General features: G+C 73.0%; 13 protein-coding genes. 10 read left to right on the plus strand and 3 right to left on the minus strand.

What is annotated here, in order from left to right; genetic code table 11:
• Position 1 precedes the first annotated feature (1 nt).
• From GA0070562_RS29020 to GA0070562_RS29065, 10 genes are read left to right on the plus strand one after another with little or no spacing between them, the layout of a single operon-like run.
• Complete coding sequence (locus GA0070562_RS29020; protein ID WP_091427918.1) at positions 2-2,035, plus strand: ABC transporter ATP-binding protein; 2,034 nt, start codon at positions 2-4, stop codon at positions 2,033-2,035.
• Positions 2,032-4,083 carry a hydantoinase/oxoprolinase family protein gene (locus GA0070562_RS29025; RefSeq protein ID WP_091427920.1) on the plus strand — a complete coding sequence of 684 codons (2,052 nt, stop codon included), beginning with the start codon at positions 2,032-2,034 and terminating at the stop codon, positions 4,081-4,083. The genes GA0070562_RS29020 and GA0070562_RS29025 overlap by 4 nt, the downstream gene beginning before the upstream one ends.
• Positions 4,080-5,768, plus strand: a complete 1,689-nt coding sequence (locus GA0070562_RS29030; protein WP_091427922.1) for a hydantoinase B/oxoprolinase family protein — start codon at positions 4,080-4,082, stop codon at positions 5,766-5,768. The genes GA0070562_RS29025 and GA0070562_RS29030 overlap by 4 nt, the downstream gene beginning before the upstream one ends.
• Entirely contained in the window at positions 5,761-7,431 is a 1,671-nt protein-coding gene (locus tag GA0070562_RS29035; RefSeq protein ID WP_091427924.1) for a hydantoinase B/oxoprolinase family protein, read from the plus strand. Before GA0070562_RS29030 ends, GA0070562_RS29035 begins: the two co-directional genes overlap by 8 nt.
• Positions 7,428-8,693 carry an amidohydrolase family protein gene (locus GA0070562_RS29040; protein ID WP_091427926.1) on the plus strand — a complete coding sequence of 422 codons (1,266 nt, stop codon included), beginning with the start codon at positions 7,428-7,430 and terminating at the stop codon, positions 8,691-8,693. Before GA0070562_RS29035 ends, GA0070562_RS29040 begins: the two co-directional genes overlap by 4 nt.
• A complete protein-coding gene (locus GA0070562_RS29045; RefSeq protein WP_091427929.1) occupies positions 8,690-9,103 on the plus strand; it encodes a nuclear transport factor 2 family protein in 414 nt (137 codons plus the stop codon). Before GA0070562_RS29040 ends, GA0070562_RS29045 begins: the two co-directional genes overlap by 4 nt.
• The gene (locus GA0070562_RS29050; RefSeq protein WP_091427930.1) at positions 9,100-10,104 is read left to right on the plus strand and encodes a zinc-binding dehydrogenase; all 1,005 of its coding nucleotides are present in this window, start codon (positions 9,100-9,102) and stop codon (positions 10,102-10,104) included. The genes GA0070562_RS29045 and GA0070562_RS29050 overlap by 4 nt, the downstream gene beginning before the upstream one ends.
• Positions 10,101-10,430 (plus strand): TIGR04076 family protein, encoded by a 330-nt coding sequence (locus tag GA0070562_RS29055; RefSeq protein ID WP_091427932.1) that lies wholly within the window; start codon positions 10,101-10,103, stop codon positions 10,428-10,430. Before GA0070562_RS29050 ends, GA0070562_RS29055 begins: the two co-directional genes overlap by 4 nt.
• A complete protein-coding gene (locus tag GA0070562_RS29060) occupies positions 10,427-11,425 on the plus strand; it encodes an LLM class flavin-dependent oxidoreductase (RefSeq protein ID WP_091427935.1) in 999 nt (332 codons plus the stop codon). The genes GA0070562_RS29055 and GA0070562_RS29060 overlap by 4 nt, the downstream gene beginning before the upstream one ends.
• A 5-nt stretch (positions 11,426-11,430) precedes the next feature.
• Positions 11,431-12,522 (plus strand): alpha/beta hydrolase, encoded by a 1,092-nt coding sequence (locus GA0070562_RS29065; protein WP_225853330.1) that lies wholly within the window; start codon positions 11,431-11,433, stop codon positions 12,520-12,522.
• Positions 12,523-12,596: 74 nt separating this feature from the next.
• On the opposite strand, the gene GA0070562_RS29070 is transcribed toward GA0070562_RS29065, so the two are convergent.
• From GA0070562_RS29070 to GA0070562_RS29080, 3 genes are all read right to left on the minus strand, one after another.
• Positions 12,597-13,232 (minus strand): helix-turn-helix domain-containing protein, encoded by a 636-nt coding sequence (locus GA0070562_RS29070; RefSeq protein ID WP_225853329.1) that lies wholly within the window; start codon positions 13,230-13,232, stop codon positions 12,597-12,599.
• Between the two features lie 157 nt (positions 13,233-13,389).
• A complete protein-coding gene (locus GA0070562_RS29075) occupies positions 13,390-14,388 on the minus strand; it encodes an alpha/beta hydrolase (protein ID WP_091427942.1) in 999 nt (332 codons plus the stop codon).
• 25 nt (positions 14,389-14,413) lie between these two features.
• Positions 14,414-14,862, minus strand: a 449-nt coding sequence (locus tag GA0070562_RS29080; protein ID WP_338060926.1) for an FG-GAP-like repeat-containing protein, incomplete at its 5' end; no start/stop codon positions are given.

A 14,862-nucleotide genomic window follows, 5' to 3' on the forward strand; every position in this document is an offset into this window, starting at 1 on the left:
CATGCTGTCGATCGAGAACCTCTCCGTGACGATCCGCCGGCCCGGCCGGCAGGTGGCAGCGCTCAGCGGCGTGAGCTTCGCCGTACGGCCCGGCGAGGTCGTCGGCCTGGTCGGCGAGAGCGGCGGCGGCAAGAGCATGGTGGCCCGCGCCGTCGTCGGGCTGTTGCCCGGCGGCTCGCACGCCACCGGACGGGTGCTGTTCGGCGACTCGGACGTGCTGCGCATGGACGACGTCGCGCTCGCCGCCCACCGCGGGCGGGGGGTGGCGATCTGCTTCCAGAACCCGCGCGGCGCGCTCAGCCCCACCCGCACCATCGGCAAGCAGCTCGTCGACCGGCTCGCCACCCACCAGGAGATGTCCGGCGAGCGGGCCCGGGAGGCGGCACGCGAGCTGTTCGAGGCGGTCGGCATCCGCAGCCCGCAGCGCCGGCTCGACGCGTACGCCCACGAGCTGTCCGGCGGCATGGCCCAGCGCGTGATGATCTCGCTGGCCACCGGCTGCGCGCCGGAACTGCTGATCGCCGACGAGCCGACCACCGGCCTGGACGTGACGCTGACCCGGGAGATCCTGCGCCAGTTCCGGCACGCCGCCGACACCGACGGCCGGGGCGTACTGCTGATCTCGCACGACCTGGCGTCCATCGCGGAGGTCTGCGACCGGGTGGTCGTGCTCTACGCCGGCACGGTGGTGGAGAGCGGACCGGCCGCGCAGGTGCTGCGGGAGCCCGCGCACCCGTACACCCGGGCGTTGCTGCGCTCGGTGCCGGACGTCGGCGGCCGGCCGGTCGTCGCCACCCCCGGCGCCATGCCGCTGCTGACCGAGGCGCCGCACAACTGCCCGTTCGTCGCCCGGTGCGCGCACGCCGACGGCACCTGCTCGTCCCGGCGTCCGGCCACCGTGCCGGTGCCCGGTGGTGGCGAGTGGTCGCTCGCCTGCTTCCACCCGCAGACCCGGCCGCTGGACGCCGGCCTGCCGCAGCCGTCGCACACGCCGGCGGCGACCGGCGCGGTCACGGCCGGCGCGGACGCGAAGCCCGCAGTGCTGGAGATCGAGGACGCGCACGTCGTCTACCGCAGCCGGTTCGGTTCCGGCGGGCACCACGCGCTGCGCGGCGTCACGCTGCGGCTCGGGCCGGGCGAGACGCTGGGCGTGGTGGGCGAGAGCGGCTGCGGCAAGAGCACCCTCGCCAAGCTCGTGATGGGCCTCGTCGCGCCCACGTCCGGCACCGTCACGGTCGCCGGGCAGGCGCTGGTCAAGCAGCCGGGCCGCGCCCGGCCGCGCGGACGGGCGCTGCGCTGGGCCCGGACCCGGGCCCAGCTCGTGTTCCAGGACCCGATCGGCTCGCTCAGCCCGCGCCGTCCCGTCGGCGACTCCATCGCCGAGCCGCTGCGCGCCGCGGGCCTGTCCCCGGCACAGCGGGCCGAGCGCGTCACCGCCGTGCTGGACCGGATGGAGCTGGACCGGTCGATCCTCCAGCGCTACCCGCACGAGCTGTCCGGCGGCCAGGCGCAACGCATCGGCATCGCCCGCGCGCTGGTCGGCGAGCCGGACCTGATCGTGTTCGACGAGCCGACCTCGGCGCTGGACGTCACCGTCCAGGCGCAGATCCTCGACGTGATCGCCGACGTGGCGGCCGACGCGGACCGCGCCTCGGTGTTCATCTCCCACGACCTGGCGACAGTGCGCGGGTTCGCCGACCGGGTCGTGGTGCTCTACCTCGGCCGGGTCGTCGAGGAGGGGCCGGTGGACGTCGTCTTCGACACGCCCCGGCACCCGTACACCCGGGCGCTGCTGGGCAGCGCACCCCGCCTCGGCGGGACGACCGGGTCCGACGGCGAGGCCGTCGAGCTGGTCAAGGACCTGGAGGAAGCCGACGCCGCGACCGGGTGCCCACTGGCCGCCCGGTGCCCGTTCGTCACCGACCGGTGCCGAGCGGAACAGCAGGAGCTTCAGTCGTACGGCGAGAGCCGGGCCGCCTGCTGGCGCGTTCCCGAGCTTCCCGCCCTCATCGGAAGGCAGGCTGTCACGCCATGACCCGTCGCCCCATCCGGCTCGCCGTCGACATCGGCGGGACCTTCGTGGACGCCATGGAACTCGACACGCGCACCAACCGGGTCCGCTTCCGCAAGGCGGCGACGACCCCGGCCCGGCCCGCGGACGGTGTCCTCAACGCGATCACCGCGCTCGGCACCGACCTGTCCGAGGTGGAGCTGTTCATCCACGGCACCACGCTCGGCCTCAACGCGGTGCTGGAACGTCGTGGTGGCCGTACCGGCATCATCACCAACGAGGGCTTCCGGGACATCTTCCTGATCGGCCGCGGCAACGTGCCGTCCGACCACATGTACGACTTCCAGTACCAGCGGCCGGAGAGCCTGGTGCAGCGCCGCTTCACCGCCGGTGTGCGGGGCCGCCTCGACTACCGGGGACGCGTGGTGGAGCCGCTGGACCCGGACAGCGTCCGGGAGGCCGCCCGCACGCTCGTGGTGGACCAGCAGGTCACCTCGATCGCCATCTGCTTCCTGCACTCGTTCCTCGACCCGAGTCACGAGCGGGAGGCCGCGCGCCTGATCCACGAGGAGTTCCCCGAGGTCAGCCTGTCGCTGTCGACCGACATCGTGCGCGAGTACCGGGAGTACGAGCGCACCAGCACCACGGTGCTGGAGGCGTACATCCGGCCGATCTTCGAGCGGTACGTGGACGAGCTGGAGGCGGGTCTGGCCGAGCGCGGCTTCGCCGGGCGCTTCCTGATCATGCGCTCCGGTGGCGGCTCGATGACCAGCGCGGTCGCCAAGACCGCACCCACGCACACCGTGCTGTCCGGTCCGGCCGGTGGCATCGTCGGCGCCGCCTACGTCGCCTCCGAGCTGGGCCGGGACAACGTGCTCACGTTCGACATCGGCGGCACCTCGCTGGACGCCTGCGTCATCGAGCGCGGCAACCCGGTGGCCGCGTACGAGGCCCAGCTGGAGCACTTCCCGCTGCTCATCCCGACATACGACATCCGTACCATCGGCGCCGGCGGCGGCTCGATCGCCTGGCTGGACCACGGCCTGCTCAAGGTCGGCCCGCAGAGCGCCGGCGCCGACCCCGGGCCGGTCTGCTACGGCCGGGGCGGCACGAAGCCGACAGTCACCGACGCCGCGGTGGTGCTCGGCTACATGGACCCGGACCGCTTCCTCGCCGGCACCATGGGGCTGCGCGACGCCGAGGCGCGCGCCGCCATCGCCGAACAGCTCGCCGAGCCGCTCGGCCTGACCGTGGAGAACGCGGCGGCGGGCGTGTTCGACGTGCTGCTGGCCCGTACCGTCGGCGCGGTCCGGCAGATCACCGTCGAGCGGGGCCACGACCCCCGGCAGTTCGCGCTGCTGGCGTTCGGCGGCGCCGGGCCGCTGCTGGCGCCGCTGCTGGCCCGGGAGATGGGCATCGGCGAGGTGATCGTGCCGTTCGCGCCGTCCGGTTTCTCCGCATGGGGCATGCTCTCGGCCGACATCGTCAACGACTTCAGCCGTACCGTGATGGCCACGCTCGACGACGCGGACCTGGCCGAGCTGGAGCAGCTGTTCAAGGCGGTCGAGGCCGAGGCGGTCGCGTCGCTGGTGGCGCAGGGCGTGCCGGCCGGCGAGGCGGTGCTGGAGCGGCAGTTCGAGCTGCGCTACCTGGGCCAGGAACACAGCCTGATGGTCACCGTCGGGCGCGAGCTGGACCGCGACGCCGTCCGCGCCGCGTTCGACGAGACGCACCGCGCCCGGTACGGCCACACCATGGGCAACCCGCTGCAGATCCTCAACCTGCGGGTGCGCGGCATCGGCCGCACCGACCGGCCCGAGCTGGAGACGCTGCCGCGCGGCGACGGCGACCCGTCGCAGGCCCTGCTGACCCACCGGGACGCGTACGACTTCGGGCAGCACGCGGTGGTGCCGTTCGCCGTCTACGACCGAGCCCGCCTGGAGCCGGGCGACACCTTCGACGGACCGGCGCTGATCGACGAGGGCACCTCCACCACAGTGGTGCCCAGCGGCCAGCGGGTCACCGTCGACGACCACGGATACCTGCTCGTCACCCTGGAGGAAGCCGCATGACCACGCTGGACGGAGCCCAGGTCGAGGTCGTCCGCAGCTATCTGCTGTCGGCCGCGGAGGAGATGCGGGCCACCCTCATCCGTACCTCGTTCAACCCGGTCATCTACGAGGTGCACGACTTCGGCCTGTCGATGTACGACGCCGACCTGCGGCTGGTCGCCGAGGCCACCGGGCTGACGTTCTTCCTCGGCGCGAACGACTTCTCGCTGCGCAAGGGCGTGGAGTACGTGGGCCGGGAGAACCTGCACCGCGGCGACGTGGTGCTGCTCAACTACCCGTACTGGAACGCGGCGCACGCGTACGACGCGACGCTGTTCGCCCCGGTGTTCCGGCCGGACGAGGACGACCCCGAGGCGGACGGCGACCTGGTCGGCTTCCTCTGCGTCCGCGCGCACTGGATGGACCTGGGCGCCAAGGACCCGGGCTACGTGCTCGACTCGACCGACATGCACCAGGAGGGGCTCATCTTCCCGGGCACCAAGGTCGTGTCCCGGGGCAAGCCGGTGCGCGAGATCCACGAGCTGATCCGCTTCAACTCGCGGATGCCGGACGCGGTGCTCGGCGACCTGCACGCGCAGATCGCCGCGCTGCGCACCGGCGAGCGCCGGATGCTGGAGATCATCGAGAAGTTCGGCCGGGACACCGTCGACCAGGCGGTCGACCGCATCATCGCCGACGGTGAGGCCCGCGCCCGCGCCGCGCTGGCGACGCTGCCGCAGGGCACCTGGACCGCCGAGGACTGGGTGGACGACGACGGCATCACCGACGACCCGGTGAAGATGCGCGTCACGGTGACCATCGACGACGGACGCTTCATCGTCGACTTCGCCGGCTCGGCCCCGGCCACCCGTGGTCCGATCAACATGCCGTTCGGGGCGACGGAGGCGATCTGCAAGGTCGTGCTGAAGTCGCTGACGTCGCGGGACGAGCCGTCGAACGCCGGCACCGTGGCGCCGCTGGAGGTGCGGGCCGAGCCGGGCAGCCTGTTCCACGCCGTCTACCCGCAGCCCACGTTCACGCTCTGGACCGGAATCGTCGCGGTGGAGCTGATCCTCAAGGCGCTGGCGCAGGGCATGCCGGACCGGCTGCCCGCGTCCTCCGGCGGCGACGTGCCCGGCTTCATGATGGTCGGCCTGCACCCGGACACCGGGAAGATGTTCGCGGTCAGCAACAACGACCTGGTGGGCTGGGGCGGCACCGCGCAGCACGACGGCATGGACGCCGCCACGCACGTCTCCGGCAGCACCGGCCGCGGCACCCCGATCGAGGTCATGGAGGCCAAGACCGGGATGTTCTTCGAGCGCTGGGAGATCCGCGCGGACTCCGGCGGTGCGGGCCGGTTCCGGGGTGGCTGCGGCCTGCGGCGGGACATCCGGTTCCTGACCCCCGGCGAGTTCCTCACCGTGATCAAGAAGACCAAGAGCGCGCCGTGGGCGCTCGACGGTGGCGAGCAGCCGGAGCCGAACCAGGTGGTGGTGTTCCCGGGCACCGACCGCGAGCACCGGGTGAGCACGAAGCGCACCGTGGTGGCGGCTGGTGACCGGGTCACGCTGCTGACCGCCGGCGGCGGCGGGCACGGCGACCCGCGCGGCCGCGACCCCGAGGCGGTCCGGCGGGACGTGGCCGAGGGCTACGTCTCCCGGGAGGCGGCCCGGGACGTCTACGGAGTGGACGTCGATGGGTGAGCCGACGGTCGACGGGGCAACCGTCGAGGTCGTCCGCAGCCACCTCGTCTCGGCTGCCGAGGAGATGCGGGCCGCGCTGGTGCGCACCGCGTTCAATCCGGTGATCTACGAGGTGTACGACTTCGGCATCTCCGTCTACGACCGGCGGCTGCGGCTAGTCGCGGAGTCCACGGGGTTGTCCCGCTTCCTCGGCGCCAACGACTACTCGCTGCGCAAGGGCGTCGAGTACGTCGGCCGGGAGAACCTGCGCCGCGGCGACGTGGTGCTGCTCAACTACCCGTACTGGAACGCGGCGCACACGTACGACGCGACGATGTTCGCGCCGGTCGTGCTGCCGGACAGCGAGGAGCTGATCGGGTTCCTGTGCATCCGGGCGCACTGGATGGACCTGGGCGCCAAGGATCCCGGTTACGTGCTCGACTCCACGGACATGCACCAGGAGGGGATCATCTTCCCCGGCACGAAGGTGTACGACCGGGGCGAGCCGGTGCGCGAGATCCACGAGCTGATCCGGTTCAACTCGCGGATGCCGGAGCTGGTCATCGGCGACCTCAACGCGCAGATCGCCGCGCTGCGTACCGGTGAGCGGCGGGTGACCGAGCTGTACCGCCACTACGGCCCCGCAGTGGTCGACGCGGTCGTCGACCGGGTGATCGACGCCGCCGCGCAGCGCGCCGGAGAGGCGGTGGCCGCGCTGCCGCAGGGCAGCTGGACCGCCGAGGACTGGCTCGACGACGACGGTGTCAGCGACGACCCGATCCGGATGCGGGTCACAGTCACCGTCGCCGACGGCGAGTTCACTGTGGACTTCGCGGGGTCGTCCCCGGCGGTGCCCGGGCCGGTGAACCTGCCGCTGGGCGCCACCATCGCCACCTGCCGGGTCGCGTTCAAGGGCGTCACCACGCCCGGCGAGCAGACCAACGCCGGGCACTTCGCGCCGCTTCGGGTACGCGCCGAGCCCGGCACGCTGTTCCACGCGCAGTACCCGGCCGCCACGTTCACCCAGTGGACCGGCACCGTCGCGCTGGAGCTGATCCTCAAGGCGCTGGCGCAGGGCATGCCGGACCGGCTGGCCGCCTCCTCCGGCGGCGACGTGCCCGGGTTCATGATGGTCGGCCGGCACCCGGACACCGGCGACATGTTCGCGGTCAGCAACAACGACCCGGTCGGCTGGGGCGGCACGCCACGGCACGACGGGATCGGACCGGCGAACCACCTGTGCCAGACCCAGGCGCGCAACACGCCGGTCGAGGTGCTGGAGTCGAAGACCGGGATGTTCTTCGAGCGCCTGGAGATCCGTACCGACTCCGGTGGCGCGGGCCGGTTCCGGGGCGGCTGCGGCCTGCGGCGGGACATCCGGTTCGTGACGCCGGGCGAGTTCCTGACGGTGATCAAGAAGACGAAGAGCGCGCCGTGGGCGCTGGCCGGCGGCGCACAGCCGGAGCCGAACCAGGTGGTCGTCTTCCCGGGCACGGACCGGGAACACCGGGTGAGCACACGGCGTACCGCGGTGGCGGTGGGGGACCGGGTGACGTTGCTGACCGCCGGTGGCGGCGGGCACGGTGACCCGGGGAGTCGGGATCCGGAGGCGGTGCGACGGGACGTGGCCGAGGGCTACGTCTCCGCGCGGGCCGCCCGAGACGTTTATGGAGTGATCGCGTGAGTGCCGCCTATTCGCCCGAGCAGCCGAGCCTGCTGCTCGGCAACTGCACAGTGCTGGACGCCCGCGTGGTGGACGGCATGGCGCCCGTGACCGGCGCCGGGGTGTGGGTCCGGGGTGACCGGATCGCCGCCGTCGGGCCGTACGCCGAGGTGGCCGAGCAGGCGCGCGCCGCCGGCCGGCTGACCGAGGTGGACCTCGAGGGCGCGTACCTGACGCCCGGTCTGGTCAACATGCACACCCACTTCTCGCTGTCGCTGCCCGGCTCCGCCGGCGAGGGCGTCAAGGGGATGGGCTCGTACGACCTCGCCCACTACATGGCCGACGGGGCGCGGCGCACGCTGCACTCCGGCGTGACCACCGTGCGCTGCGTGGCGGAGAAGGACCACGCCGACTTCGCACTGCGGCGGGCGATCAACGCCGGGCGCGTGCCGGGTCCGCGCATCTACACCGCCGGCCGGGCGCTGGTCTGCACCGGCGGGCACGGCCACGAGAGCAACGACACGCTGGAATGCGACGGCCCGGTGGGCTTCCGCCGGGGCGTCCGCAGCCAGATCAAGGCCGGCGCGGACCTGATCAAGGTGATGATCTCGGGCGGCATCGCCGGTGAGCACGAGAGCATCCACACGCCCCAGCTGTTCGCCGACGAGATGACCGCGGTGATCGAGACCGCGCACGCGTGGGGCCGCAAGGTGACCGCGCACGCCGGACCGGCCGACGTGATCGGCGCGGCGGTGGAGCTGGGACTGGACTGCGTGGAGCACGGCTACCAGCTCACCCCGCAGGTCGCGGCGCGGATGGCCGAGCGCGGCACCGCGCTCGTGCCGACGCTGCTGGTGACCCGGTGCAAGGAGTTCTTCGACGAGCTGGGCGTGCCGGAGTGGATGCAGTGCCGTTCGCTCGGCGCCGGCCCCCGGCACCTGGAGAGCTTCGACATGGCGATCGCCGCCGGCGTGGAGGTGCTGCTCGGCAGCGACATGCCCCCGTTCTGGGAGTTCGAGGGCACCACCGCCTCGATCCGGGAACTGGAGTACATGTCCGAGCGGATCGGCGCCGCGCGGGCCGTCCACGCCGGCACCCTCGGGCCGATCCGGTGGCTCGGCGCGGAGTCCGACCTCGGCACCGTCGAGGCCGGCAAGCTGGCCGACCTGATCGCGACCGACGCCGACCCGCTGGCCGACACCTCGGCCTTCCGGGACGTGCGGTGGGTGATGAAGGGCGGGCAGATCGCCCGCGACGACCGGAACCAGGAGGAGACGCGATGACGTTCGCGCAGGCAGGCGCGGCGGCGATCGCCGCCGGCATCGATGACATGTACGACGCGTTCCTCGCCGGGGACCAGCAGCGGTTCGACACGCACCTGCACCCCGAGGTGACCACCTGGGAGACGCACCTGCCCGGGCCGCTGCGGACCCGCGCCGAGTTGGACGAGTACCGCGCCCGGCGGGACGCCGCGGGGCAGCGGCCCTCGCTGGCGGTGCTCGCCGCGCGGGACAAGCGCATCGACGTCTGGGACGACTTCGGCGTGGCCCGGTACGAGCTGGTCTCGCAGCTCGGCCCGGACGACGAGCCGGAGATCACCCGGGTCACCGACGTGGTGCGCCGGATCGACGGCCGCTGGGTGATCGTGCACCACCACGCCGAGCTGGTCCGGGAACCGGTGGGCGCGGCGTGATCCGGCGGCTGGTCGCCGGGCGGACCGGCGAGCCGGCGGACGTGCTGTCGGTCGCCGACCTGCCCGACGACCCGCCGCCCGGCCCCGGCGAGGTGCGGCTCGCCGTGCGTACGGTGGGGCTGAACTTCCTGGACGTCATGCTCTGCCGGGGCGAGTACCCGGTGCGGCCGGACCCGCCGATGACACCCGGCGTGGAGGCGGCCGGACGGGTCGTCGCCGCCGGCGCCGGGGTCGAGCACCTGCTGGGCCGGGAGGTGCTCGCCTGCCCGGCGCTGCCGCGCGGCGCGCTCGGCACGACCGTCACCGTGGACGCCGCGGTGGTCGTACCGCGGCCGTCCACCGTCGACCCGGTGACCGCCGCGGCGCTGCCGGTCACCTACCAGACCGCGTGGTTCGCGCTGGAACGGGCCGGTGTCACCGCCGGGCAGACGGTGCTGGTGCACGCGGGCGCCGGCGGGGTCGGCATCGCCACGATCCAGCTCGCCGTCGCCCGCGGCGCGCGGGTCCTGGCCACCGCGGGCGGTCCGGCCAAGACCGCGATCTGCCGCGACCACGGCGCCGCGGTCGCGATCGACTACACCGCGGCGGACTTCGTGCCCGCCGTGCTCGCGGCCACCGGCGGCCGGGGCGTGGACGTCGTGGTGGACCCGGTGGGCGGCGACGTGTTCGCCCGCTCCTGGGACTGCCTGGCGTTCGAGGGCCGCCTGGTCGCCGTGGGCGCGGCGGGTGGCACGCCGCCGCCAGTCGACCCGCTGCGGCTGATGGCGGCGAACGCGACGCTCGTCGGCCTCTCCTGGGGTTCGCAGTACCCGTGGCGCCGGGCGAGCGCCGTCGAGGCCGCCTACCAGGAACTGTTCGACATGTGCGTCTCCGGCGCGGTCCGGCCGCCGGTCAGCCGCGTGGTGTCGCTGGACGAGGCGCCCGCGGCGCTCACCGAGCTGGCCGAACGCCGGACCACCGGCAAGATCATCGTACGGATCGAGGAGGGGGAGGGGCCGTGAGCGACAACGACGACGGCGACATGGAGATCTACGACCTGAAGGTGACAGTCGACCGGATCGAGGGCCGGTCGGTGTGCGGCATGGCCGTGGGCGACCACTTCGAACTCACCAACAGCGCCCACCTGCGGCTGCCCGAGGGAAAGCACTTCTGCGTGTACGCGCTCGCCTCGGTGCTGCCCTTCCTCGCCGCCAAGCAGCGTGACCTGGCGCCGGGGGACTGGCTGGCCCAGGACTCCCACTTCATCTGCCCCGACCCGGAGGAGCGGCTCGTCATGAAGGTGGAACGGACCTGCCGGCGCACGATGAACTCGGCGGACCTGACATGACGGTCGAGATCGGACTCGGCCTGCAGAGCGACAAGCCGGCCGGCGCCTACGCCCGGCTGGCCCGCGCCGCCGAGGCGCACGGCTTCGACGTGCTCACCGTCTTCGGCGACCTGATGTACCAGCCGCCGATCTTCCCGCTGCTGGAGATGGCGCAGGCGACCGAGCGGGTACGCCTCGGCGCGGCCTGTCTGAACCCGTACTCGATGGCCCCGTACGAGATCGCCGGTCAGCTCGCCGCTCTGGACCTGGCCTCGCACGGGCGGGCCTACCTGGGTCTGGCCCGGGGGACATGGTTGGGCGCCGTCGGCCTGCCGCAGCCGCGGCCGCTGACCACGATCGAGGAGGCCGTCCAGGTCGTCTACCGCCTGCTGCGCGGCGACCGCAGCGGCTTCACCGGAAAGGTCTTCTCGCTCGCCCCCGGCACCGCGCTGCGCTACGACGTGCAGCGGCCCGACCCGCCGCTGCTGCTCGGTGCGTGGGGCCCGCAGGGCGCGGCCCTGGCCGGCCGGATCGCCGACGAGATCAAGGTGGGCGGCAGCGCCAACCCGGACATGGTCCCGGTGATCCGCGAGCGGCTGCGGACCGGCGCGGAGAAGGCCGGGCGCGACGTCGCGGACGTCGGCATCGTGCTCGGCGCGGTCACAGTCGTCGACACCGACGGCGAGGCGGCCCGCGCCAAGGCCCGCACCGAGGTGGCCATGTACCTGGCGGTGGTGGCCGAGCTGGACCCGACCGTCGTGATGCCCGGCGACCTGGTCAAGCGCGTCGGCGAGCTGGTCGACGCGGGCGAGGACGAGGCGGCGGGCCGGCTGATCCCGGACGACGTGCTCGACCGGTTCGCCTTCTCCGGCACCCCGGAGCAGGTCGCCGCGCAGGCCCAGGCGCTCATCGACGCCGGTGTCCGCCGGGTCGAGTTCGGCACGCCGCACGGCCTCACCGACGAGCGCGGCGTGGACCTGCTCGGCTCCGCCGTCCTGCCGCTGCTGCGCAGGTGAGTCCGATGCGGCTCACCGTCCTGGTCGGCCCCGGCCTGGTGGCCGACGCGGCCCTGCTGGCGTCACTGACCGCCGCCACCTGCGCCGAACTCGACGTCGCCGGTCGGGTCGTCACCGCCGGCTCGGCCGAGGAGATGCGCTCGCTGCTCGCCGCGACAGAGCAGCCGGTGGTGGCGCTGCCCGGCCCCACACCCGCGGCCCGTGACCTGATCGGCGCGCAGCCGTCCGGCGTGGTCTGGTACGACCTCACCGTCGAGCCGCCGGTGCCCGGTGCGGTCCACCTGGCCGGGCGGGGACTGTGGGGCCTGGCCTGGGCGATCCGGCACGCCGTGCACCGCCTCCGCGCGCCGGCCGGCCGGATCGCCTACGGACCGGACCCGGACCAGTGGGGCGACCTGCGGCTGCCGTCCGCCCCGCACACCGGGCCCGCGCCGGTCGCGGTGCTGCTGCACGGCGGGTTCTGGCGGTCGATCTGGGGCGCGGACCTGATGGACGCGCTCGCCGCCGACCTGACCCGGCGCGGCTACGCGTCCTGGAACCTGGAGTACCGGCGTCCGGACCGGCACGGCTGGGACGCGACCACGCAGGATGTGGAGGCGGGCCTCGTCGCGCTGCGGGAGCTGGCCCGCGACCGGCCGCTGGACCTGGACCGCATCGTCGTGCTGGGACACTCGGCCGGCGGGCAGCTCGCGCTGCGCGCCGCGGCGGACCTGGCCGGGCGTACGAGCGGACCGCGTGTCGCGCTCGCGGTGTCGCTGGCCGGGGTGCTCGACCTCACCGAGGGCGAGCGGCGTTACCTCGGCGACGGCGCGGTCGCCGCGGCCCTGGGCGGATCACCGGCGACGGCTCCGCGCCGGTACGCCGAGAGCGACCCGATGCGGCGGCTGCCGACCCGGGTGCCCACGCTGCTCGTGCAGGGCACGGAGGACAGCCTCGACCTCGTCGACGCCAACCGGCGCTACGCCGTGGCGGCGGCCGGCGCGGGAGACGACGTCCGCTACCTGGAACAGCCGGGGGACCACTTCGCCGTCATCGACCCGGCCTCGGCCGTCTGGCAGGACACGATGGCCGCCGTGGACGCCCGCCTCGGTCGCTGACGCCGGGACGCCGAATCGCCCTCCGGGTTCACGTAGGTGAACACGGAGGGCGATTCGTGGTGCCGGTGTGCGGGTCAGAACAGGCGGGGCGTGACGACCGAGACCACAGTCGTCACCGCGTCGGTGTCGTTGTAGAGCTGGTGCGGCACCGACGAGCGCAGGTGCACGCTGTCGCCCGGGAACAGCCGGTGCTCGACGCCCTCGACCTCGTAGAGCAGCTCGCCGGAGATGACGTAGGCGAACTCCTCACCCCGGTGGCCGTACGCGTTCTCCCGGCGCCCGCCCGGCGCGATGTGCACGAGCATCGGTTCGAGCACCAGGTCCGGCCCCCGGTCGGAGAGCATGCGGTAGGTCTGCTGCCCGGACACGTACTGCGTGGCGGCCGTCTCCGCCCTGGTCAGCGTGAAGTGCCGGGGGAGCGAGGAGACGGTGCTGTCCGGCGATGCGGTGCCGGGGTCGAAGAAGTCGGCCACCGACCGGTCGAGCGCCTTGGCGACGCTGCCGAGCGCGGTCAGGCCGATGGAGGAGATGCCGCGCTCGACCTGGGACAGGAAGCCGATGGACAGCCCGGAGCGGGAGGCGAGGCCGCGCAGCGTCAGCCCGCGCTCCTTGCGGTAGCGCCGGATCCGGCCGCCGACGACGCCCGCGGGCGTGTTCTCGTCCGCGGCACCACCGGAGCCGGCCTGCTCCGACGGCGGCTGACTGTTCATGGGCCGCACGGGGACCTCCTGTTGCGGTGGCGGGAATCCGCCCGGGATGTTCGATGCTATCGAACACGACCGCGAATGCGCGAGGGGGAGGCGCTGTCAATTCCGGTCCCGCGCGCGCGTCCGCGTCACGTCGTCCCTGGTGGACCGGCCCGACGGGTCAGCCGGCGCGACGCAGCCGGCCGAGCATGCCGGCGAGGTCCTGGACGAACAGCTCGTGGCGGAAGTAGTGGCCGCCCGGAACCTCGCGCCACTCGTGCGGGATGCCGGCCCGGCCCAGCAGGCTGCGGAACTCGCGCTGCCCGGCCAGCACCTGGCCCTCGTTGGCCTGGTCGAACCAGTTGATCGGGTCGGGTGACGTCCCGGCGGCCAGGAAGATCCGCTTGTTGCGGTAGCTTTCGATGCGTTCGACCGGGTTGTCCGCGCTGACCCGGGCCTCGTCCCACAGGGGCGCGCCGTAGACGGTGCCGCCGCCGAGGTCGATCGCGGCCGACGTGACGTTCGCCCAGTGCACCACGAGACCGAAGTCCCGTCGCAGGCTCGCCGGCCCGGAGTGGGAACTGACCGAGCAGAAGTGGCCGTAGTACTTCGCGGCGTACTTCAGCGCGCCGAAGCCACCCATCGAGAAGCCGGCGACGGCACGGCCGTTGTACTCGGCGAAGGTGCGGAAGTTGGCGTCGATCCAGGGCAGCAGCTGGGCGATGTGGAAGGTCTCCCAGTTGCGCGGCCCGGTGTTGCTGGTGACCGGGTTGCAGTACCAGCCGGTGGAGGCGTCCGGCATGACAACGATGACCTCGCGGCCGGCGGTCAGGTTGATGATGTTGTCCTGGAGGTGGAACGTGCGGAAGTCCTGTCGGCCGCCGTGCAGCAGGTACAGCACCGGGTAGCGCTTGCCGCTGGTGTGGTAGCCGTCGGGCAGCAGCACGTTCACCGCCGGGTCCCACTCGATCGCGTCGGTGGCGAAGCGGAAGTACTGCAACCGGCCGCCGTTCTCGTTGCGGTCGACGATGCGCAGGCCGTACCCGTCGCGGGCGGCGGCGCTCGCCGCGGACGGCGCGGTGAAGGTCCCGGCCAGGGCGCCGGTCGCCGCGACCGCGGCGGCGCCGGTGAGCAGCCGACGGCGGCTCATGGTGGGGGGAGCGGTCCGATCGTGCGACATGGGTCCTCCTGGGAGTCGATGGGGGTCAGAGTGTGGTTTCGCCGGTGAGGCCGAAGTAGTCGTGCCATTTGGTGGAGGGGGCGAATGTGGTGCCGGTGGAGAGGGCGACGTAGATGTCGTTGGTGGTGTTTTTGGTGAAGACGATGAGGTCGTGTTTGCCGTCGCCGTTGGCGTCGGCGAGGTAGGGGAATTCGCCGGGTAGGCAGAAGAAGTCGTGCCATTTGATGGTGGTGCCGGTGAAGGTGGTGCCGGTGGAGGTGGCGGCGTAGACGTCGGCGTCGGTGTTGCAGGTGAAGGTGATGATGTCGTCGCGGCCGTCGCCGTTGATGTCTGCGACGCGGGGTTGTTCGGTGCCGACGGCGAACAGGTCGTGCCATTTCTGGGGTGGGCCGAACGAGGTGCCGGTGGACAGGGCGACGATGACGTCGGCTGCGGTGGCGGGGCCTTGGGTGAAGGTGATGATGTCGTCCATAC

Source organism: Micromonospora tulbaghiae (genome assembly GCF_900091605.1).
GTDB lineage: Bacteria > Actinomycetota > Actinomycetes > Mycobacteriales > Micromonosporaceae > Micromonospora > Micromonospora tulbaghiae.

Excerpts from the sequence above, each read along its gene's own strand:
- GA0070562_RS29020 (WP_091427918.1), top strand. The coding sequence starts at position 2 with ATGCTGTCGATCGAGAACCTCTCCGTGACGATCCGCCGGCCCGGCCGG.
- GA0070562_RS29025 (WP_091427920.1), top strand. The coding sequence starts at position 2,032 with ATGACCCGTCGCCCCATCCGGCTCGCCGTCGACATCGGCGGGACCTTC.
- GA0070562_RS29030 (WP_091427922.1), top strand. The coding sequence starts at position 4,080 with ATGACCACGCTGGACGGAGCCCAGGTCGAGGTCGTCCGCAGCTATCTG.
- GA0070562_RS29035 (WP_091427924.1), top strand. The coding sequence starts at position 5,761 with ATGGGTGAGCCGACGGTCGACGGGGCAACCGTCGAGGTCGTCCGCAGC.
- GA0070562_RS29045 (WP_091427929.1), top strand. The coding sequence starts at position 8,690 with ATGACGTTCGCGCAGGCAGGCGCGGCGGCGATCGCCGCCGGCATCGAT.
- GA0070562_RS29060 (WP_091427935.1), top strand. The coding sequence starts at position 10,427 with ATGACGGTCGAGATCGGACTCGGCCTGCAGAGCGACAAGCCGGCCGGC.
- GA0070562_RS29065 (WP_225853330.1), top strand. The coding sequence starts at position 11,431 with ATGCGGCTCACCGTCCTGGTCGGCCCCGGCCTGGTGGCCGACGCGGCC.
- GA0070562_RS29070 (WP_225853329.1), bottom strand. The coding sequence starts at position 13,232 with ATGAACAGTCAGCCGCCGTCGGAGCAGGCCGGCTCCGGTGGTGCCGCG.
- GA0070562_RS29075 (WP_091427942.1), bottom strand. The coding sequence starts at position 14,388 with ATGTCGCACGATCGGACCGCTCCCCCCACCATGAGCCGCCGTCGGCTG.